At 63.4% G+C, this 20,030-nt stretch carries 17 protein-coding genes; 4 read left to right on the forward strand and 13 right to left on the reverse strand.

Annotation, left to right across the window (positions count from 1 at the left end; all coding sequences use genetic code 11):
• Window positions 1-10: 10 nt before the first annotated feature.
• Entirely contained in the window at window positions 11-811 is an 801-nt protein-coding gene (locus P8L30_01140) for a carboxypeptidase regulatory-like domain-containing protein (GenBank protein ID MDG2238803.1), read from the forward strand.
• A 30-nt stretch (window positions 812-841) separates the two neighbouring features.
• Here the strand turns inward: P8L30_01140 and P8L30_01145 are convergent, their stop codons facing one another.
• From P8L30_01145 to P8L30_01160, 4 genes are all read right to left on the reverse strand, one after another.
• Window positions 842-2,023 (reverse strand): di-heme oxidoredictase family protein, encoded by a 1,182-nt coding sequence (locus P8L30_01145; GenBank protein MDG2238804.1) that lies wholly within the window; start codon window positions 2,021-2,023, stop codon window positions 842-844.
• 16 nt (window positions 2,024-2,039) lie between these two features.
• Window positions 2,040-2,495 carry a hypothetical protein gene (locus P8L30_01150; GenBank protein ID MDG2238805.1) on the reverse strand — a complete coding sequence of 152 codons (456 nt, stop codon included), beginning with the start codon at window positions 2,493-2,495 and terminating at the stop codon, window positions 2,040-2,042.
• 118 nt (window positions 2,496-2,613) lie between these two features.
• Window positions 2,614-3,717, reverse strand: a complete 1,104-nt coding sequence (locus P8L30_01155) for a di-heme oxidoredictase family protein (protein MDG2238806.1) — start codon at window positions 3,715-3,717, stop codon at window positions 2,614-2,616.
• A gap of 98 nt (window positions 3,718-3,815) precedes the next feature.
• Window positions 3,816-5,150, reverse strand: a complete 1,335-nt coding sequence (locus tag P8L30_01160; protein ID MDG2238807.1) for a peptidylprolyl isomerase — start codon at window positions 5,148-5,150, stop codon at window positions 3,816-3,818.
• An 851-nt stretch (window positions 5,151-6,001) separates the two neighbouring features.
• Here P8L30_01160 and P8L30_01165 point away from each other — a divergent pair.
• On the forward strand, window positions 6,002-8,341 hold the full coding sequence (locus tag P8L30_01165; GenBank protein MDG2238808.1) for a DPP IV N-terminal domain-containing protein: 2,340 nt from the start codon (window positions 6,002-6,004) through the stop codon (window positions 8,339-8,341).
• A gap of 252 nt (window positions 8,342-8,593) precedes the next feature.
• On the opposite strand, the gene P8L30_01170 is transcribed toward P8L30_01165, so the two are convergent.
• On the reverse strand, window positions 8,594-10,201 hold the full coding sequence (locus P8L30_01170; GenBank protein ID MDG2238809.1) for a D-aminoacylase: 1,608 nt from the start codon (window positions 10,199-10,201) through the stop codon (window positions 8,594-8,596).
• A 547-nt stretch (window positions 10,202-10,748) separates the two neighbouring features.
• Here P8L30_01170 and P8L30_01175 point away from each other — a divergent pair.
• Window positions 10,749-12,083: a CapA family protein gene (locus P8L30_01175; protein ID MDG2238810.1), complete on the forward strand. Its 1,335-nt coding sequence runs from the start codon at window positions 10,749-10,751 to the stop codon at window positions 12,081-12,083.
• A 199-nt stretch (window positions 12,084-12,282) separates the two neighbouring features.
• On the opposite strand, the gene P8L30_01180 is transcribed toward P8L30_01175, so the two are convergent.
• The 4 genes from P8L30_01180 to P8L30_01195 all read right to left on the reverse strand — a co-directional run bounded on the left by P8L30_01180 (window position 12,283) and on the right by P8L30_01195 (window position 14,950).
• Complete coding sequence (locus P8L30_01180; GenBank protein ID MDG2238811.1) at window positions 12,283-13,377, reverse strand: CapA family protein; 1,095 nt, start codon at window positions 13,375-13,377, stop codon at window positions 12,283-12,285.
• Window positions 13,378-13,679: 302 nt separating this feature from the next.
• Complete coding sequence (locus P8L30_01185) at window positions 13,680-14,117, reverse strand: hypothetical protein (protein MDG2238812.1); 438 nt, start codon at window positions 14,115-14,117, stop codon at window positions 13,680-13,682.
• Window positions 14,118-14,271: 154 nt separating this feature from the next.
• Window positions 14,272-14,448 carry a hypothetical protein gene (locus P8L30_01190; protein ID MDG2238813.1) on the reverse strand — a complete coding sequence of 59 codons (177 nt, stop codon included), beginning with the start codon at window positions 14,446-14,448 and terminating at the stop codon, window positions 14,272-14,274.
• A 190-nt stretch (window positions 14,449-14,638) separates the two neighbouring features.
• The gene (locus P8L30_01195; GenBank protein MDG2238814.1) at window positions 14,639-14,950 is read right to left on the reverse strand and encodes a hypothetical protein; all 312 of its coding nucleotides are present in this window, start codon (window positions 14,948-14,950) and stop codon (window positions 14,639-14,641) included.
• Between the two features lie 25 nt (window positions 14,951-14,975).
• Here P8L30_01195 and P8L30_01200 point away from each other — a divergent pair, with 25 nt between their 5' ends.
• Entirely contained in the window at window positions 14,976-15,434 is a 459-nt protein-coding gene (locus P8L30_01200; protein MDG2238815.1) for a hypothetical protein, read from the forward strand.
• Between the two features lie 62 nt (window positions 15,435-15,496).
• On the opposite strand, the gene P8L30_01205 is transcribed toward P8L30_01200, so the two are convergent.
• From P8L30_01205 to P8L30_01220, 4 genes are read right to left on the reverse strand one after another with little or no spacing between them, the layout of a single operon-like run.
• Window positions 15,497-16,210 carry a hypothetical protein gene (locus P8L30_01205; protein ID MDG2238816.1) on the reverse strand — a complete coding sequence of 238 codons (714 nt, stop codon included), beginning with the start codon at window positions 16,208-16,210 and terminating at the stop codon, window positions 15,497-15,499.
• Window positions 16,207-17,574, reverse strand: a complete 1,368-nt coding sequence (locus P8L30_01210; GenBank protein MDG2238817.1) for a hypothetical protein — start codon at window positions 17,572-17,574, stop codon at window positions 16,207-16,209. Before P8L30_01210 ends, P8L30_01205 begins: the two co-directional genes overlap by 4 nt.
• Window positions 17,571-18,002, reverse strand: coding sequence for a hypothetical protein (locus P8L30_01215; GenBank protein ID MDG2238818.1), 432 nt, complete (start codon window positions 18,000-18,002; stop codon window positions 17,571-17,573). Before P8L30_01215 ends, P8L30_01210 begins: the two co-directional genes overlap by 4 nt.
• Window positions 17,969-20,011: a methyl-accepting chemotaxis protein gene (locus tag P8L30_01220; protein ID MDG2238819.1), complete on the reverse strand. Its 2,043-nt coding sequence runs from the start codon at window positions 20,009-20,011 to the stop codon at window positions 17,969-17,971. The genes P8L30_01215 and P8L30_01220 overlap by 34 nt, the downstream gene beginning before the upstream one ends.
• Window positions 20,012-20,030: the final 19 nt, after the last annotated feature.

Raw genomic sequence — 20,030 nt, forward strand, 5'->3', positions numbered from 1 at the left:
GGAGTGTCGCTTGACGACGTCCAAACCGTACAGATCTCCACAACTCCGGAAGGCATGCGAGGCCGTCGCAGCATGCAGGCTTTTTCTTCTGCTTTCCCTCGTCGTCCTTGTGCTGGCACCCAAGGACCTGACCGCCAGACAGTCGAATGAAACTGCTGTGCGCGGAACGGTGGTGGATGTTGAGAGTGGCAAAGGATTAGAAGGGGCCGACGTCGTGCTCCATGGCACCTCGTTACGGGTGATCACCGATGAGCGGGGGCGCTTTCAGTTCGAGGGACCCGGACTCGCACCCGGACCGTACCTCATGGAGGTGCGTCACCTCGGGTACGCCACGCGCGCGGACACGCTGTGGGTTCCCGATGGAGCCTCCATTGAGGTGACGCTGGCCGTCTCGGTGGAGCCCATCCGTCTGCCGGACTTGAAGGTTATCACGCGCTCTTTCCTCCTGGAGCTAAACGGCTTCTACGACCGCCAGCGTCAGGGGTACAGCGGGGTCTTCGTGGACCGTCCCGCCATCGAGAGGAAGCGTCCTAACTACGTGGCAGACCTCTTTCGCAACATCCCCGGCGTGGAAGTGGTGGGTGGACGGATCATAATGAGCCAGAGCTCAACGTTCAGCGGAGGGGGGCAAGGGTGCGCACCGGCGGTCTGGCTGGACGGAATCCGTTCGGACCGTTTCAGCTACGACAACATCCACCCGGACCAACTTGAAGGGGCCGAGGTCTATACGGGCGGCGGCGCGCCGATGAAGTACAACGACCTGTGTGGCACGGTCGTCATGTGGACCCGCGTGCCGATGCGGCGGCACTGAGCCGGGAGGGCTAGGGAAGCCTTCTAGGTGCTAGAGGCTCTGCAGGAAGCGGACCAGGTCCTGGCGCATGTTTTCGGATAGGGACCGGAAGAGGGCTCGGGAGCCGGCGGCCTCCCCGCCGTGAAGCTCGACGGCATCCACAAGACGTTGCGCTCGCCCGTTGTGCAGAAAGACGCTCCGGAGGCTCAGTCCCATCAGGGGCGTGGTTCGCCACTCGGACCGACCCGCCCCCGGAGCGCAGATGTCGGCTAGGTCCGGACCCAGATCGTGAAGGAGAAAGTCGGAGTATGCCTGGAAACGCTTCTCACTGAGGGCCGGTGAAGGATTGGGTCCCGTGGTCCAGACAGGAGTGTGGCAGGTCGCGCATCCGATAGACGTGAAGATCTGGTGTCCCTCAACTACGGACGCACGTTCCTCGGGATCCTGAGGAAGTTGTCGCATAGGAGGGGCCAGGAATCGGACATAGTCCACCAGCGCCAAGAGGAAAGCCGAGTCGATCTCGGGATCTGCGGCAGGATCCACACCGTCGGGAAGGGGGAGGCCCTGGGGAAGAGACTCGGTGGGCTGGGACGGAGTGGTAAGGCCCAGCTCTCCCCGGGTGGCGTCCTCGGTGAAGGAGAGCAGACTGGGGTGGACCGCCTTCATCCCAAAGATTCCCACGCTGCCGTCTCCGGCCGTCCCCAGGCGGCCAGAGATGCCATCGCCGTCTTGGTCGTCGGGGTCGGCACCGGCCCGTATGGCCGACAGGGGTACAGCCTCCACGAGGCCAAGACCGTACAGGGGGGGCGCATGTATCTCTGAGACGTCCGTAGCTCCTTCCGGGATCTGCTCTGGAGCCAACCCTGCGGCCCGGGCCAAGGGCGTCAGCGATTTCTGCAGCAGATCGCCTCCGGCTTCGGTGAGCAGACTGCATCCGGAGTCCGCGTTGAAGCGGGTAGCCTTCATGACAGGTTCGGCACCATGGCCACCGCTCGTCGGCAGATCATGGCACGAGCTGCACTGGGTCTGGTTGAAGAGAGGCCCCAAGCCCTCCTCGGGCGTAAAGGCTCGGTTGAAGAGGGCCTTGCCTGCCGCGAACCTCGCTGCCTCCTCCGGGCTCAGGCCGGGAAGTGGATCTCCCGGCAGCCCCTCCACCATCTCCTCGGAGATCGGTCCCGCACACGCAGCGAGCACCAGAAGCCCGAGGGTGCTGCAAAGGCGCTGGAATCGCACGGGTGGAACGCCTCCTTCAATAAATGCCTGGCTTCTGCCACTGATACACGAAGCTGAGCGTCTCCTGCTCGCCGCCGTCCCCATCGGGCTTGAGTGTCCCGGATTGGTTGTACCACTCATCCCCGTCGATCTCGATCCGCATGTGGACCGTTGCCGTGACGCCGCCCGTCGGGAAGGCCTCGACCCAATACCTGAAGTCGTTGGTGAAATAGAATGTCTTCTCGCTGGGAAGCGCGACGGTGACGGTGTCTGCCGTCAGGACATTCACCGTCTCCGGGCATTGCCCGTCATTCGGGTCACAGTCCGGATCCGGGGCGAGGATCCAGTCCGTGGAGGTGACGAGCGCCACCTGGGTGGCGCCGGTGGCGTCCAGATAGACCGCCAAGGTGTTAGGCTCGCCGCTGATGCCTAGGTTGTCACAGGCTGACAGAGCCAGAACGCCCAAGACGGAGAGGAGGAGTCTAGACGACATGGTGATCCGTGTTGGATGGGACAGTCGAATCAAAGTGAGATCCAAGACACTAATGTAGAGGATTCCGTCTACGGCGGCGACCCGATGTCGGCACCGGGGTCGGAGTGCTTGTGCGCCTTCAGAGGTGGGACAGAAACCGAAGAAGAAGGGCGCGGTCATCCGGTTCCAGGTCATGAAAGGCTCGGGTCACGGCCTCGGCTTCGCCGAGGTGCGCCTCGATGGCGGCCTGGAGCGTGTACGCGCTGCCGTCGTGAAGGAAGATGCTCCGGTACCGAAGTCCCCAAAGGGGTGTCGTCCGGTACTCACCCGGTCCCGCCTGGGGTGTGCACACATCGCCAGTGGCACCGCCGATGTCGTGCACGAGGAGGTCGGAGTAGGCTTGGATTCTCTTGGCAGTGAGAGCGGATTCGGGGGCGGAGCCGGTGATGAGCGACGGCACATGGCAGCGTGCGCACCCCACCTCCTGGAATAGATCTTTCCCTCGATGGATGCTGTCTGCGGCCTCGGCGGAGGCCGGCGCCTCAGGCGCCGGGGGGGCCAGGAGACGTATGTAGTCGGTGAGGATGCCCATGGTCTCGGCGTCCATTTCCGGGTCAGCCGCGGGATCGGCTGCCTGCGGAACGGCGACCCCGTTTCGAAGCTCCTCAAGGGGATGGTCCTCCGTCGTGAACCCCAGCTCGAAGCGCAACGCGCTCTCCACGAAATCTCCCACCGTCGCGGCATCGCCCTTACGGCCGAACGGCGCCGCCCGCCCATCGGCGAATCGTGCCAGACGTCCACTGATTCCATCCCCGTCGGCATCCTCGGGGTCGGAGTGCCTCTCTAGCTCCGTCGAGGGGACCGCCTCAAGCAGCCCCAGCCCGTACAGGGGAGGAGAGGTGACGAGAGCCGTTGCCGTGGCCTCGGCGGGAACCTCTTCCGGGCCCAGTCCTTCGGCGATAAGCAGTGGGGTGGCGCGAAGCTGGATGTTGTCCCCTCCCTTGGCCTCGAGCAGCGTGCATCGCCCATTGACCATACCTGTCGCCTTCAGCACCCGGACGGCGGTCCCCGCTCCCCCTGTGGTAGGCTGGTCGTGGCACGTGGAGCACCGCTCCCCGTTGAACAGAGGTCCGAGCCCCTCGTGTGGCGTGGCCAAGCGTTCGAAGAGGGCGCGCCCCAAGAGGAAGCGGCCCCGCTCCGCGTCGGTCAGGCCGGCCACGGCCTCGCCGGGCGTATCAGTCATGGGGGCCGGGGACGGGCCGCCGCACCCTCCGAAGAGGGCAGACATCACGACAACCCAGGCGACCGACGCGCGGGAGACGCACCACCACTTCCGTGCGTTCAAGAGCCCGTCCTCCTGCTCGCCGCATTGATGAGCCTACGTGCTGACGCGGCTGCGGCGCTCTGAGCGTCGAGGTCGCGCCTCGAGGCCAGAGGATCCAGGAGCCATCGCCGGAGCAGAGGGGGGAGAGACTCGAGGGGTATCTGACGTGCCACCAGGCGCTCCATGTATCGGTCCACGGCGCGGAGCGAGAAGGGGGGCGCTCCATCGGACAGGGCGGCTCGCCAGCCCGCCACGTCCGTACGGTGCATTTCCATCAGGTCGTCCAACCGCTCCGAGTCTGCGACGATGCCTGCTCGTATGGCACCCTCGAAACGGGCCTGGCGCACCGCCAACTGCTCCAGGAAGGTGACGGCCGCTTCGTTTGAGGCATATGTGAGGCCAGCCCGCGCGTCGTCCGGGAGCGCCTGGACATAGGGGGCGACAGCGTCCACTTCCAGGTTGCCTCCCTCCCAACTCGCCAAGGGACCTCCCGTGACGGCCCCCTCCTTCTCGGAGGCGAGGGCCCGCAGCGCGGCCGCTCCGTTCTGGGTGACGTGGACCTGAAGGGAGTCTGCCACCCACCTGTTCGCCTCGCCGTCAGCCGCTTCAAGGAGGCGATCCGAGAGCAGGCGAGCGTAAAGGTCTGAGACGTCTTCAAAGCGTGGACGATGGAGGATGTGGTACCCCTGGAAGCTCTCCACCACCGATGATATCTGCCCGGGCGCCAGCCGGGTGGCCGCGTCTTGAAGATGGGGCAGAAGCTCGTTCACGCGGACCAGCCCCAGAAGCCCTGACGACGCCCGGGTATCGGCGTCCTCACTCTGGGACACGGCTGAAGCCCAGCTTCCTCCGGCGATGAGGTCATCAACGATGCTCTGGGCCGTTCTCCGCTGGAGGTCCCGCTCCGCGTCCGAGTTGAAGGTGCCGGTCCGGCGGAGCACTTGGGCCAGAAGCAGAATGGTGTCGGCCTGGAACTCGGCCCGTGCCTGCCCTGCGGAGACTTGCGCGGAGCTCCCCAAGCGGGCGCGGCGCTCAGCCTCAAGCACTGCCTCCCTCCTCTCGAGCCAAAGGGATGCGTCCGTGGCTTCCTGTCCATCCAGGTCCGCCCCCCCGCTGACGCGCTGGGCCAGGGCTGCCATGGAGACCCACTGATCCACAAGGGCTCCCACGGTGGCGGAGTCTAGGGGCAGGGGCTGAGCCAGGACCAGGAGGTCGGCCAGGCGCTCCTGAGCCAGGATCCAGTCACCTACCTGGGCCACGGGGACGGAACCCGCGCCGGGGCTGTCACACGCCACCATGGTCAGGACGGCGGTGAGCAAGACGATCCTTGTCACCGGTCGGGGAGGGCTCATGATGGGCTCAATCAGGGGGGCGAACGGGGCGGCCTGGCGTTCACGCCAGCTCGGGGTATCCGGGGATTCAGCGTGGGCGAATGTAGGACATCGGGTGGATCGCCGCGACGGAGGAGCAACGACGCAGGAACGGATGCATCGGTCCTAACCCACAACTGCGTCACACGGTACCAACAATGGTGTTGGGTGCAGGCGGGCCCATGGGTCGTCTCTCTTCCTCGCCGTAGCTATGGCCACGACTCGTTGTCGCGCCTAGCCTGAGCACGTGCAAAACCCCTGGCGCGGCCCATCAGACTTGTGCAGAGGTTCCCTAGGGAGCGGGAGACGGCCTCCTGTGGACATGTTCCCGTGCAGCCCGGAGCGTAGAACATACGCGACACTCATCGGCCCACGCCCGACGTCCGGACAACAACCGAATGGCAGGCGCGTGCGCAGGTCCACCTCGAGCGCGAGCAGCACTGGTCGCTCTCGCACAAAGACCTTCGCTCTCGTCAGGAGCCGCACCCGGTCTAGGACTTCCTCTTTCAGTACTGCATGTATTCCCTGGCGAAGCTCGAAGTGTGGCATTCTGGGCCTGCGGTTGGGGATCGGTGCGTCCGGGGAGTACGAGATCGTCGGGGCCGCCCCCCCGCCCCCGGGTGATGGTGGGAGTGCGGTTCTAACAGAGCCCGGCGTCTTCCGGTTCGCCGGATCCTCCACGATCTCTTCGGGAACCCATAAGACAGCCCCATTCGGGCGTGCCCTGCGACATCCTCCTCCGTCCGGCTTGCCGCCAAACACCGGGCGAAGCATTGTGGTGCGCAGCCAACTCCCGATACTCGGGGTTGTTCCCTTGCACACTTGGAGGTCCCTTGTCTGCCCTGCGAGCTATGACCCTTGTGACGTTGGCACTCGCGTCATCTCCGTGGGTCGCCCTTGGACAGGTGACGAGCAGCGATTACGCCCGGGCGGATCGCTTTCTTTCCTGGAATGCCGGCACCCTCGTGCGGGGAGACCAGATGGATCCCCAGTGGCTCGACGGAGACCGCTTCTGGTACCGGAATCGCGGGGAGGAGGGGCACGAGTTCATCCTCGTGGACCCCAATGTGCCCTCCCGGCGTGCCGCCTTCGATCACCATCGACTCGCCGCCGCACTCTCGCTGGCCGCAGACACCTCGTACGTGGGCACCAAGCTCCCCTTCCAGTCCTTCGAGTTCGCGGGGGGCCAGTCCATCCGATTCCACCTCGCTGACTCCGTGCGGTGGACGTGCACCATCGACGCCTACGTGTGCAGCGGCCCGGACTCGGTATCTGCCGACCCGCGCACCGAACGGAAATCCCCTGACGGCCGTTGGGTGGCGTTCTCCCGCGACGAGAATCTCTGGGTCCAGTCTGTCGAGACGGGAGAAGAAATCCAGCTCTCCAGCGACGGGGAGGAGCACTTCGGCTACGCCGTGTCGCCGGAGGGGTGCTGTAACGTGGTCACACTTGCGCGTCAGGACGTCAGGCCACCCCCGGTCTTGTACTGGTCGGCGGACTCCCGGCGCATCGTGACCCACAAGTTCGATGAGCGGGAGGTGGAGGAGCTGCACCTCCTGGAAGCACAGACCGGACGTCCGCGACTGCACAGCTACCGTGTCGCCCTTCCCGGCGACTCCGTGATTCCCACGTACGAGATCCACCTGTTCGACGTGGAAGCCCGCACGTCGGCCAAGGTAGGTCTGGATCCTATGGACGCGGTGAACACCGCATGCTGCGGCCTGGCATCCGATACCATCTGGAAGGACACCCAGTGGGGCGAAGGCTCCGACGAGGTCTTCTTCACACGGGCCGTGCGAAGCTACGACACCCTGCAGCTCTACACCGCGGCCGCTGGCTCCGGCGAGCCGCGCATGATCCTCGAGGAGCGGTCCAAGACTTACGTGGAGGCCAACGGCCGCTCCGGCGGTCCACCCAACTGGCGGGTGGTCAACGGCAACCAAGAGGTGGTGTGGTGGTCCGAGCGCGACGGATGGGGCCATCTATACCTCTACGACGCGTCGACCGGCGAGATGAAGAACCGCATCACCGAGGGTCCGTGGATGGTCCTGGACCTCCTCCATGTGGATGACCAGGGCCGCTGGGCATACTTCACCGCTGTGGGCCGAGAGACCGGTCAGGATATCTACTACAGGCAGCTCTACCGGGCCCGCCTGGACGGGACCCGTGTTGAGCTGCTTACTCCCGAGGACGCCGACCACCAAATCTGGGTCAGCCCGTCGGGCGGTTACTTCGTCGACCAGTTCGGCACACCAGACACGCCACCGACCACCGTCGTGCGTGCCACCGACGGCCAGGTGCTCACCACCCTGGAGACGGCAGACTTCTCCGAACTCCTGGCCCAGGGGTGGCGTTATCCAGAGCATTTCACCGTGGCGGCCCGCGACGGCGTGACGCCGCTCCACGGGTTTCTCTACTTCCCGTCCGACTTCGACGAGGACGCCCTCTACCCGGTGGTGGACTATATCTATCCGGGGCCGCAGATCGGCCCGATCCGCTCCCGGCAGGCCTCGGTGTCCGCGCCGGGTAACGCTGCCGCGATGGCAGAGCTGGGCTTCATTGTGTTCGTCATCGACGCCCTGGGCACCCCCATGCGGGACAAGGCCTTTCACGACGCCTATTACGGCAACATGCGGGACAACGGGATCCCCGATCACATCTCCGCCATGCGTAAGCTGGCCCAGCGCTACCCTCAGATGGATCTGGACCGGGTGGGGATCTTCGGACATTCTGGTGGCGGCTTTTCCTCCACCGACGCGCTCCTCAGCTATCCAGATTTCTTCAAGGTGGCGGTATCCAGCGCCGGGAATCACGACAACCGAAGTTACGACTTCACCTGGGGAGAAAAGTACCAAGGGCTCTTGGAAGAGAAGCCGGACGGCACCGATTCCTTCGACGGTCAGGCGAACCAGCATCTTGCGGATAAGCTTGAGGGCAAGCTCCTCCTGATGTACGGAACGTTGGATGACAACGTCCATCCCAATGCCAACCACCTCCTCATCAACGAGCTCGTCAAGGCCAACAAGGACTTCGATCTGTTGGTGCTTCCCAACAGGAACCACGGGTTTGCCAACGAACCGTATGTCATCCGGCGAACCTGGGACTACTTCGTGAGGCATCTCCTGGGGACCGACCCGCCGCGGGGATACGAGATCGTCCGCCCGATAGGGTGACGGACGCAGGGGGGCGACACGCCGCCGCACTAGAGCCATGCCAGTGCCCACACAAGGAGTACGCCATGCACCGCGCCGCACATGGCCACAGGGGCGCCCGAGCCCGCCCGTCCGGGACTGGACCTCAACCATCTGTCCAGCGTTCTCGGGAGACGGATACCCGTTTGATGACGAGGCCATTTAAACAGCCAATCTGACACGCCCTGGGGCGCTGATGAACTAGTCGCGACTACTGCCTAGATAGCTGCTAGGCTACGCCCCCAAACGCCGCCGGGCTGGGCCTCGAAGCCAGCGCCCCGGCTTCTCCCCCGTCAGCGAGCCGGCGCGGATCACCGGCACGCCGTTCACGATCAGGTGCTCGATGCCCACGCTGAACTGGTGGGGATCCGTGTACGTCGCCCGGTCCGCGATGACGTCGGGGTCGAAGACCGCCACGTCCGCCAGCATGCCCTCCGCGATCACGCCACGATCATTCTGCCCAAGCCACTGGGCGGGCATCGAGGTCATCTTCTTCACCGCTTCCTCGAGCGTGAGTACACCGAGTTCACGGACGTAGCGCGCCAGCACGCGGGGGAACGCTCCGTAGCTGCGCGGATGCGGATAATCCACACCGTATCCGACGTTGTCGCCGTCGGTCTCGATCATGGCCAGCGGATGTTGCATGATGCGGATGACGTCGGCCTCGTCCATGATGTGGTAGATCGCACTGAAGCCGCCGTTGAGTTGGAGCTCGATCGCGAGATCGATGCCCGCTTCCTGATCCATGCGGCCGAATCCCCGGTCCGCCGCGTAGTCGGCCAGCGTCTTGCCGTCGTAGGAGCGATCCGACGGAAGCACCCGAAACTGCACCAGCGACAGATCCGATCCACCCCGATCCGTGTCCCAGATCACGCGCATCTCACGTTCGATTTGCTCACGGATCGCAGGGTCGGCGATGCGCGCCGCGAAATCGCCAGGGCCGCCCGCCAGGGTCCACTGCGGAAAGAGGATGCCCGAACCCGTGCTGCTGGCGGGGTACGGATAGAGGTCGTGCACCACCGAGAGTCCGGCCGCGTTCGCCGAGTCGATCATGGCCAGGGTACGTTCGCTCCAGCCCCACTGCCCCGCGCCGGCGGCCTTGTGGTGGTTGATCTGCGCCGGGATTGCAGCTTCGTCCGCGATGCGAATCACTTCTGCCACCGACTCGATGAGACCCGCGCCCTCGCCCCGCATGTGACTCACATAGATGCCCCCAAAGCCGGCGGCCACCTTCGCCAATTCGATGACTTCTTCCGTCTCGGCATAGTTCGCCGGCACGTAGAGGAGGCCGGTCGACAACCCCATCGCGCCTTCGCGCATGCTCTGCGCGACTAACGCCCTCATCTGCTCCAACTCATTCGAGGTAGGGGCCCGGTCGTCCATGCCCATCACCTGCTTCCGCGTCCACGTATGCCCGGCGAAGTAAGCCATGTTGGGCGCCGAGCGGACGGAGGTGGCCCATGCGTCCAGCGGCGACGGCTGATCGCCCGAGTGCAGGGACGCGACCATGGTCGTGATGCCCTGGCGCAGGAAGTTCTCGGAGAGCGGATCGTCGGCGATCGACAGCTGTGTATGCGAGTGATTGTCGATGAAGCCCGGCGTCACGACCCGCCCGGTCGCGTCGATGACAGTGCGCGCGAGGGCGGCGTCGATCGGCGTCCGCGAGATGGCCACGATCCGGTCGCCGGCGATAGCGACATCGGCCTTGTATCCCGGGGCACCCGTGCCGTCGATGACCGTGCCGTTGCGGATGAGGACGTCGTAGCCCTGGGCCGTCGTCGCGCTCGGGGTGGTGAGGACGAGGGCGATTAGGGCGAAAATGGCTAGGAAGCGGGTGGGCATGGGTACCGGGCCGGTCTTGTGTGGAGCGACAAAAGGATGGGAAAGCCAACCGTAGTCTAGCGTCAGAATGCACGGTAGGGCGGGGATGACAGTGAGACAAGGAAGGGTGCCGGATGACTAGGGCGCGTCCGGAAGACCTGGGATTTGCAGAAGCTTAGGCAGCTGAATCCGGACAACCAGAACTGGGGGTGCTGGCCCGATTCTCCTCAACTCTGTCGACACCCTTGTCGATTGACGCCGGCAGAAGCCGACGTCCCGTTTCGGCAAGAAAGGCAGGTCGTGCTATCCGTCAATGATTTAGACGTCTTCGCGCCGAGTGATCCCGGACCCCTCACAGCCATCCCGCGACCGCAGCAATGTCTTGTCACATGGCGCTCCCATTGACTGTGTGGCCCGTAGGCAAAGATCCTGAGCCCTGCGCCCATCAGGGCCGCGCGCGGCGATGCAATCCTTTCATCCGGAACTATTCGACACTCGCGCTTGACCCGGTCACTCTTCACATTGGTCGGCACAGCGGAAGCACGACAGCACAACCGGAGAAGCAGCTATGAGGCTCATTCCCTCGACCATGTTCACCGTCCTCATGATCTGCCTGACGGGCGTCTCGGCGGTGGCCCAGGAGATGACGCTGGCCTTGACCGGGGACGCGATCATCACACGGCGCCTGTCGGTCTACGACGAGCCCGACTTCCTCGAGATGATCGAACTCATCCGTGGCGCAGACGCGGCATTTACCAACCTCGAGATGCTGTTTCATGACTTCGAGCCGTATCCTGCCCATCAGAGCGGCGGAACGTGGATGCGAGGCGATCCCGCGCTTCTGGAGGAACTCACTTGGGCGGGAATCGACATGGTGTCGAGGGCGAATAACCACACAGGAGACTACGGTGTCGAGGGACTGCGCCTCACCACGCGGTACGTCGATGAAGCCGGCCTCGTGCACGCGGGCGCAGGTGAGAGCCTCGCGGAAGCACGGGAGGCGCGTTTCCTGGAGACCGCTCGTGGGCGGGTGGCGATCATTTCGATGGCTTCCACGTTCCCGGAGCATTCACGAGCCGGCGAAGCCCGTGGCAGCATGAGGTCTCGCCCGGGGCTAAGCCCACTACGTTACACGACGACGCGCGCGGCATCTGCCGGGCAGATCGACCGGCTCGGGGAGGCGCTAGAGGCAGTGGGGATCCGCTTCAACCGGACCGAGTCGGGTGCACAGGCGCTCGGTACAGTGTTCGTAGAGGGCCGGGAGCCCGGTGTCATCACGACGCCGAATTCGGACGACCTGGCTGAGATCGCCGCGGTCGTGAACAACGCGAGTCGGTTGGCCGACCACGTCCTCGTCACGATCCATGCACACGAGAGCAAGGGAGCGAGGTCCGTACCGGCCGACTTCATCGTCGAATTCGCGCGGGCGATGATCGACGCCGGCGCGACAATGTTTGTCGGCCACGGCCCGCACGTCTTGCGTGGAATAGAGATCTACAAAGGGAAGCCGATCTTCTACTCGCTCGGGGACTTCGTCTTCCAAAACGAGACGCTGCTCCGACTCCCAGCCGAGAACTACGAGGCTTACGGCCTGGAGGCCGACAACCATGTGGCTGACTTCAACATGTCGCGCTACAGCAACGAGACCACGGGCTTCCCGGCCAACCCCGAGATCTGGGAGTCCGTGGTTGCACGGCCCACGTTCGCTAACGGAGAGCTCACAGAACTGGCACTCCATCCGATCACGCTTGGATTCGGAATGCCCGCTTGGGTGCGAGGCCGTCCAATGCTCGCTCGGGGTGATCTCGCGGAGAAGATCCTGAACGACCTCAGGGAGCGTTCGGCGCCGTATGGCACCGAGATCGATGTCAGAGACGGCGTGGGGTATGTGCGGGTGCGGTAGCGCAGACTGCGAACAGCTGAATGGCGTGGTGCCAGTGGCTGTAGCCCTCCACCACTCAAGCTAGGCCGGCGCCATCTGACGACTTTGGAATTCTGCTGCGCGACTACAATGCTCTCACCGAGTCACGAGGTGCAAGCCGAGTGATCCGGGACTGTCTAGTCTCCCGCGACAGCAGCAATTTCTTGTTAGACCGCTATCGCTACCGCTGCTCACGCAGGCGCAGCGTCGCTGTCCCATCTGTCACTTCGAGCCGTGTTCCGTAGGGGACCGAAAGGTCAACGAGTCGTTGAAGGATGCTATCTGCGATCTCACCCGCTGCGACCTCGGGGTAACCCCGCGTCTCGAAGAAGAGTGGGCCCTCTGAGCCTGGATCCAGAACAATGGGGGTGAACGTGACGTCCACGACTCCTCCCACCCCCACCAGGACCTCTGCGATGACACTTTCCCATACGTCCGAAGTGTAGCGTCCGAGTTCCGTCTTGGTGTGGAAGATGAAGTTGCCGAGGCCGTATAGGATCAACCCGCCCCGGTAAACCTCCACTCCAGCCAGCGTTGGCTCGCCGTGACTGACATAGATGTCGGCACCGGCGTCAACAGCAGCCCTCGCCCAAGCCTCCTGCCATCCGGGCTCAGCATCTGTCTGGAAGTGCTGGTAGACGATTACCACGTCCGAACTCGCGCTCGCCGTCCGGACGCTGGCGAGATTCCTATCCCAATCGGCTTCGTTGGCCGGGTCCAGCATGTTCACGCCGGCTCGTTCTTCGGTCGCACGGGCGCCATCGGGGGAGTTGACCGACGCGGCCGAGATCAAAGACAGCGAGAGATCATCGACAGCGAGAGAGGCTGGAGCCGTAGCGGCCGAGATGTTGGCACCCGTCCCGGAATGGGTGAATCCACGCGCCTCGGCTTCTGCGATCGTCGACAACACGCCGTCGGTTCCGTAGTCCCAGGAGTGATTGTTGGCCAGGGACAGAAGCGACACGCCGAGATCGCTCAGGTAGTCGAGGACATCGGGTTCGGCCCCATGGAAGTACACATCCGTTCGGGTTGGCTCACACGAACACGCCGGACCACCAATCGCCACTTCTAGATTTGTGAACACCGCGTCCGCGCCCCGAAGGATGGGAGCCACAGTCCAGAGTGGCGCGTCCAGATAACCCCGCGGATCGTGTTCAATGAGCGATTGGCCGACGATCACCACTTTCAGGCTGGAACGCTCGTCGACCGACGCCTCTGAACCATCACCGCAACCGAAAAGCGAGACCACGACCACCAGCCACTGCAGGTTCTTCATGCGACTCATCTGTTGAGGACTTGGGGTAGCGGTCTAACGACTTTGGAATTCTGCTGGGTGACTACAATGCTTCCCCGGGTCGCGAGGTGTAAGCCGAGTGATCCGGGACCCTCTGCGCTTTCCGGAGACAGCAGAGATTCTTTGTTAAGTATTTTGGATTCATAAAGTAAGTGCAACAAAAGGCAGCACCGGGCCCGGCACCGAAGCAGAAGGACCGGCCATCTCAGATCCAGCGCGAACGCGGCCGTTACAGGCGCACCTAGCGGAACGTCCGGAGCCTCTTTCTTCGCAGACATCACGAGCTATACGATCTTGCCGCCCCGGTACGTCATCGTTCCATCCTGGGCTGTGTGTAGCACCAAGTGAGCGTCTTCGCCGCCGTGGTCGCGCATCAGGTCGAGCATCATCGGCTCCTCCCCCATCCACGGGAATCCGTATACGACATCGAAGTCGTCGAGCGCATGCCCGAGTTCCAGGTAGCCGGAGGCCCCTTGCCCGATGGTTCCGTGGCGACCGGTTGCTCCGGAATGCTTCCATTCCCATCCCATCGGAATGAAGCTCCCAGTTGAGAACCGCGCGTTCGAATGCGATCGCGCGGCGAGGTCTCGCCCCACGTCGACGAGGGACGAGTCCAGCTCGATGCCGCAGGCATCGAAGCCGAGCAGGTCCGCCATGATCGTGATGACGCCCGTAGCCGATCCCCACTCTAGGAACCTTCGGCCCGGCTTACGGAGCGACACAAGTGCTGCTCGGACGGCGTCGTAGTCGGCGGGGACGAAGGGGTGCCAGTCGTCCTGGCGAACCTCCGCGTCGAAACGGTGCCAATACTCACGACCTTCCTCGCACAGCGCATCGATGCGTGCGTTTAGCTCCCGGTCGAGCGCTGGCTCCCCATCAGTCGCTATCGGGCGGCCCCGACTCGGGCGGGGTTTCGTCCCCAGCTGCCCCGCGTTCGGCCTCCAATGCGGCTGCCTCTTCAGCGGCTCGGCGTTCGGCCTTTTCCTTTTTCTTCTGCTGCTTCCGCGCTTCGCGTTGCTTCTTCTCGAAGCCGTAATTCGTGCGTCTAGCCACCGTCCCTCCGCATGCGTTTGACTCGCGCCCTCCCGAGTAGAGTGCGCCATGTCGGACCGAAGGTCCCACCCCCCGCTCGGGGAGCGCGTTCTCCGAATAGTCCCTCTGAATGTACCTCCTTCGCCAGTGAAGATCACGGACAGAGCAGGCCACACAGCGATCTTGGAATTCTGCTGCCGCGCCCGGGGTTCTAGAGCTTCCTTCGACTGGGCTCTTCGGCTTCAGAGATGACGAACGAAGCGAGTGCCGTCCAACGGACTGGAGACGGCGCAAGTTCTTCGAGAATCGCGTCAGCAGTCGGACCATAAAACTGGCCCACGTGCTTCGTCTTGGCTTTGCGGTAGGCCTCTACAGCACGGATAACGACGGGTTTCTCGGCTGGTGTCAGATTCATGATGAAAGGTAACAGAGACGATTCGTAGCGACGTGACTCACGCTTGTCAGCGCGCACGCCACGCGGAAGAATTGCGAGCCCCAAGTGACCGGTCTGCGGGCATGACATCTTCAAGGGCGAAGCAGAAGCCTCGTTGACCGCGGGGATCGGGGTCAAGTTCGGACTGGAGTTCGAGGCATCCGCATTCACAGGCACCAAGTTCGGTATCCAGTCCGGGGTCACTATGGGTGTCAGCGGTGAGGCCAGCACCAAGTTCACGGTGTATTCTGACAACCTCTCTCGGGTAGCCCACTCCCTGTATTTCCGTGCTTACCTGAAAATTATGAACGAGGGAATGCCGTCAAAAATCTGGGATACGTACTTCAGGAATCTTGAGGACAACGAGGCACTGTTCCTCAAGGCGGATAAACTCATCGACGAATACCTCGCCCAGTGTTTCCAGCGGCACCAGATGACCTTTCTTCAGCAGCAAAAGTTCGAACAGCTGCGCGTCCTGTCCGCCTTCAAGGCGACCGGTCAGCTTCCGCCTCGCGTCGTGGCGATCCGGACGCGTCCGCGAAGCCGGGGTGGGCCGCCACCGCGGCCGCATTAGCCGAAAAAAAGACGGCCCCCACAAGAGTGGGGGCCGTCTTTGCGTTGCCGAACTGCCTTGGCTCAGAAGCCGATGGCAAAGATCCAATAGTTGGAGTCTTCGATTTCGCTCCGGACGAACCCTGTCGAGATGTAGGGCGCTACTTCTCCGAGACTCAGGCCGCGGCTCAAGAACACTCCGAAGTGTGTTATGTCCCCGGCCGAACCTCCGTAGTAGTTCTCACTGTCCGTGAGAAGAAGTCCTGCCTCCCCATGAACGTCCGCGAAATCACCTAGGGAAAAGTCCGTGCCGACCTGGCCATAAGCTGCATTGTCTGGGTCATTGTAAGCATTCCACGCGACCATGAAGGTGAGTGGGGCTGCTGTCGGCGTGAACTCGGCACCGAGTTCCAGCATGTGGGCTCCGTCACCACCACCATTGAAGTTGCTGAAGCTGCTGAGATCGCCCTCGGCTTGCGGATAGAAGTAATCCGTCACGCTCAGGTTTAGCTCACCGAAGGGGAGCTCCTTGTAGAGCGAGACGTACAGATCGATCTCAGAACCGTCGCCGTTCAGGGCCCAGGACGACCACGCGCCGAACGTCAGGTTTCCGACGTCGAACCAAACGTCTGGTTGGGCTTGGAATGCGTCGTCGATCTCGAAGCCTCGCCATACGTAGGACGAGGTGACTTCGCCGGCGATTCCGACCTGAGCCGATGCCCCGCTTGGGGCGAACGGAATGAACGCCGCTGCGAGAACAAACATGAGCTCATTCTTACTCTTGATCCACTGGGTCACGATGAGACCTCCTGATCGTGTGGTCGCGATGGCCTGATTAGAAGAAGGACGCCAGCAAGGTCGTCCGGCAACGCATAGGGAATTTCTCTGGACGCTTGGTCAAGGGGAAGATCCCTGAAGAGCGACAGTGATCCGGCGAGCGTGTCCATGTGCTCGGACTGAAAGGAGTGAATCACGCTGTACTCGCCTTTTTGCACTAGTGAGCCGCTCCCCTGGAGAACCAGACACTGCGGCTCGTCGGTCGCCTCCCGACTGTAGATGGCGAATTGAAGTGAGTTGAAATCGAACAGGCGAGAGACGGAGCGGGACACTTCGTCCGGAGACTCGTAGCTCAACCCTCGATCGATCATCCGGTTGGCAGTCGCCGCCTCCACCGCGAGGTCCAAAGCTCGTCCTCCCGCCATCTCACCGACCCACAGGGCGACTTGGTCGCCTACCTCTCCCCAGCCATAGAAGCACCCTGGAGGTGCTTCCCCGATGTGGCTGACTTCGACCTGGATTCCCTCTGGCTGCGGTCGTTGCACCTCGCGTGAGTCGCGGTAAGCAGCTGCCGTCTGTCGATTCAAATGGAAGGGATCGCCGATCAGGAGGGCTCGTCGCCCCCGACTGAACACGTCAGAGAGAATGCTGGCCATTGTGCCCAGCGTATTTGACAGATCCTGTACTTCCGTGACACCCGAGACCTGGACATTGGACTCGTATCGACCAGCAGCGACCTGTGCGCCCACCCTCGCGAGCTCCCGGACCTGCCGTCCGACCTGCCTTGAGAGGAAAAGAGCCGCTGCTGCGCCGATGGAAGTGAGCAGAAGCACCATGGTCATTAGGCGACTCCTCAGTTCCGCAGTGAGAGATGTCAGTCGAGACGCCCCAACGACGACCAAGGCGACTCCACCACCGTCTGCCTCTCCGCCGAGGGCCTGAATCGGCGCAGCTGCCGCCAGCGATTCCGAGTAGGGCCCCCAGTCGCCGACTGCACCCAGGACCGTTTGTCCCGAGATGCCGCTCAGCTGGCGGTCCCAAAGGGGTTGCTCCATGTCAGTCGCGGTCGAGTCCCTGTGCAGCGCCAGGACTGCTCGGCCCTGCCCCCGGGAGTAGAGCACGATCGATTGGGCCAACCCGTGCCGTGCCACGCCCTGGAGTTGCGATCGCAGTCGCTCGGTCGCTTCAGCGTCGCCAGCCACTACTCGATCGAGGGTGGTCAAACCGGTCATCTCAGCGACAGTCACCGCCATCGCGACCGCCTCCTCTTCGAGTCCCCAGATGATCTCTTCTTGGACAGCCGTGTCCGCGAGGAGCCCAACCGCGAGACCCAGGATCAGGAAGATGGGTGGGATGACCAGGAGGTTCTGAATCCGAATCGTCATTCGCGGCTGCGCTCCTCCCGCCATTCGTTCAGCAGGTTGACTAGGAGCGGCGGGTATTCGTTCACCAGAGTGAGGAAGTGAGGCCGCGAAAGCAGCAGGCAGGCGGCACCCTTCTCCGCGTCCGCCAGGAGGTCGTTCTCCAGGGACTGGCCGGTGAGGAGTGACGTCGCACCGAACACGGCGGGAAGTGCTCCGCTTGCCCCGTCCAACACTCGTCCATCCGCGACGAGGTGCAAGTATCGGAGTGGTCGCCCGGCGCGACCCACAACCTCACCGGCTACGTACTGCCGGACCTTGCAGGCCAATGCGATCGATCCGAGTTCCCTGTCGTAGAGACGGGCGAAGGCCCGTGCCCGCCTGAGCAGGAAGATCCGTTCCGCAAGCGTCATCCCGATCATACCGATTCTTCCTCGATCGATAGTCGCCACGGGTGACCTCCGGTCGGGAGGTCCGCACCAAGTGAGAAATCCAGTTGTGATTGGACGGGCACTTCGATGCTCTCGCCCGGCTTCAGGCTGACAGTGGACGGCTTTCCCGACTCTGTCATCTGCCCACTGACGATGAGCGATCCGACCGACCACGCGGTTCGCGAAGTGGGTTGGATCACGAGCAGCGACGTCTCGTCCGGGGTGCAGAAGCGACTCAGCGCCTCGATCAGTACCTCGGGGTCCGGACCGTCATGGGTGATGATTCGATCACTCACGACCGCGACTTCTTCGCGCTCGGCAAGCGCTGCCAGAGCATCCGGAGAATCGGTCAGTATCGCGATCACCAGCGGGTTCTCCCGGGGGCCAGTCACCAAGATCCTAGTGGGCATGACCGCGTCCCCTTCACCGTGCTCGCGACTCGCGGCCAGGCCGGGGGGCAGGGGAGTACCCTGGCGCGCCCGGGTCGCCAATTCGTGAACCAGGTGCCGACGTCTGCGCATCGATTCCACGCGCTCCGTCTCGTCTGTCAGCTTGTCGACTGCCGAAGTGAGCTTCTGTGTCATCTCGTTGAACGAGGTGGTCAGGTCCGCCAGGTCGCGCAGCCGAGGTGCAGCCAGACGTTCCCCGCGCCGCCCGGCCGCCACGCGCGTCGCCCCTTCTTGAACGGCTGCCAGAGGCCCCGTTAGTCGGAGGGAAATCAGGATGGATCCCAGTCCTCCTAGGAAGAGCACGACGATTGTGACCAGGCCGACCTTGGCAAGCGCGATCTGCGTACGATCCTGAATGGTCGAAACTGAGATGTCGGTGCCGACCATACCCGTGATGCCGTCCCCGTCTTCGAAGATCGGAGCGTATGCCGACTTGAGCAGGCCCCAATCTTCCGAGTCCTCGATCCCCGACGAGTACACCGTGCCTTGGTCCACGACGTCCGTTAGGCCGCGGATGTCAGCGTCGGACTCGAGCGCCTCACGTGTGCCGATGGGCGAGTGGTCATCACCGAGTGGGGTGCCGTCGAGGATGTACTGGATGGAATCCCCGGGGACGAGGTTCTGCGTATACAGATAGGTCAGGTCGAGTTTCGAGCGGATCCTCTGCATGGGCTCGACATAGCCCATATAGATTGTTCCGCTTTGGTCCCGATAGCCTCGACGAAAGTCCGCGACGTCGGCCGTCAGTTCGGTCGGATCCAGTGCCAGAAGTTGGGATGCGGCACCGAACAGTTCGTCCGTGAGCGGGCTGCTCGTCATCTGCTGGATTGCCCTGATTTCTCCAGGGTCCGTGTACTCATCGAGCGGGCTGAACGAGCCGGCGTTGACCAAGGGAGCGCCGGGTGTGTCCGCCACGCTCAGGGCGCCTTCCGGACCTAGGACGAAGAGTTGCCCCGTGTGGGGTGAGATTGCCACGGAGTTCGCATCCACATCCATGGTCCAGGCTTGTCTAAGTGTCCCGTCCGCCTGGCGGGTATAACCCTGCAGACCCCACGGCCCAACCGCGGCGAGAGTGGTTCCATCCTGGGTCATCGCGATGTCGCGAGCTCCGGCCGCTATTCGGCCGGCGGGGATCCCCTCCGCAGAACCGGGCTGGAACGTCACCAGCTCTCCGGTGGCGGGGCGGTTGGCAATGAGTCGACCAGCCGGCACATCGAAGGCGAGCCCGGCCAGGTTTTCGAACGGGAGCGGCCCAGCACGGAGTGCGCTCCCACTGACCATATCGACTTCGACCAGCTCGCCCAGCCCGCTCTCGATACCCCACAGGACCGCTTCGACGGGATCGGCGGTGACGCCATTCAAGATCCTCCCGCGGCTGAGCTCTTTATGGTCAGTCCCCTGGACGAATGCGGCGACGCCCGTGCTGACGACATCCAGCTTCATCTCGAAGCCGTCATTGAGGATGACGCCGTAGAGATCGCGATACGTGATCCACCCGGACAGCGTCGCGCTGAAGAGGAGGCAGGGGATCAGGACTGCCAGCGTCAGGCTCCTTAGGCTCCGCCGACGTGGTGCTGTCATCAGGCTGCCCCCTGCAATT

This window comes from Longimicrobiales bacterium (assembly GCA_029245345.1).
In the GTDB taxonomy this organism is placed as follows: domain Bacteria; phylum Gemmatimonadota; class Gemmatimonadetes; order Longimicrobiales; family Gaopeijiaceae; genus CALFPJ01.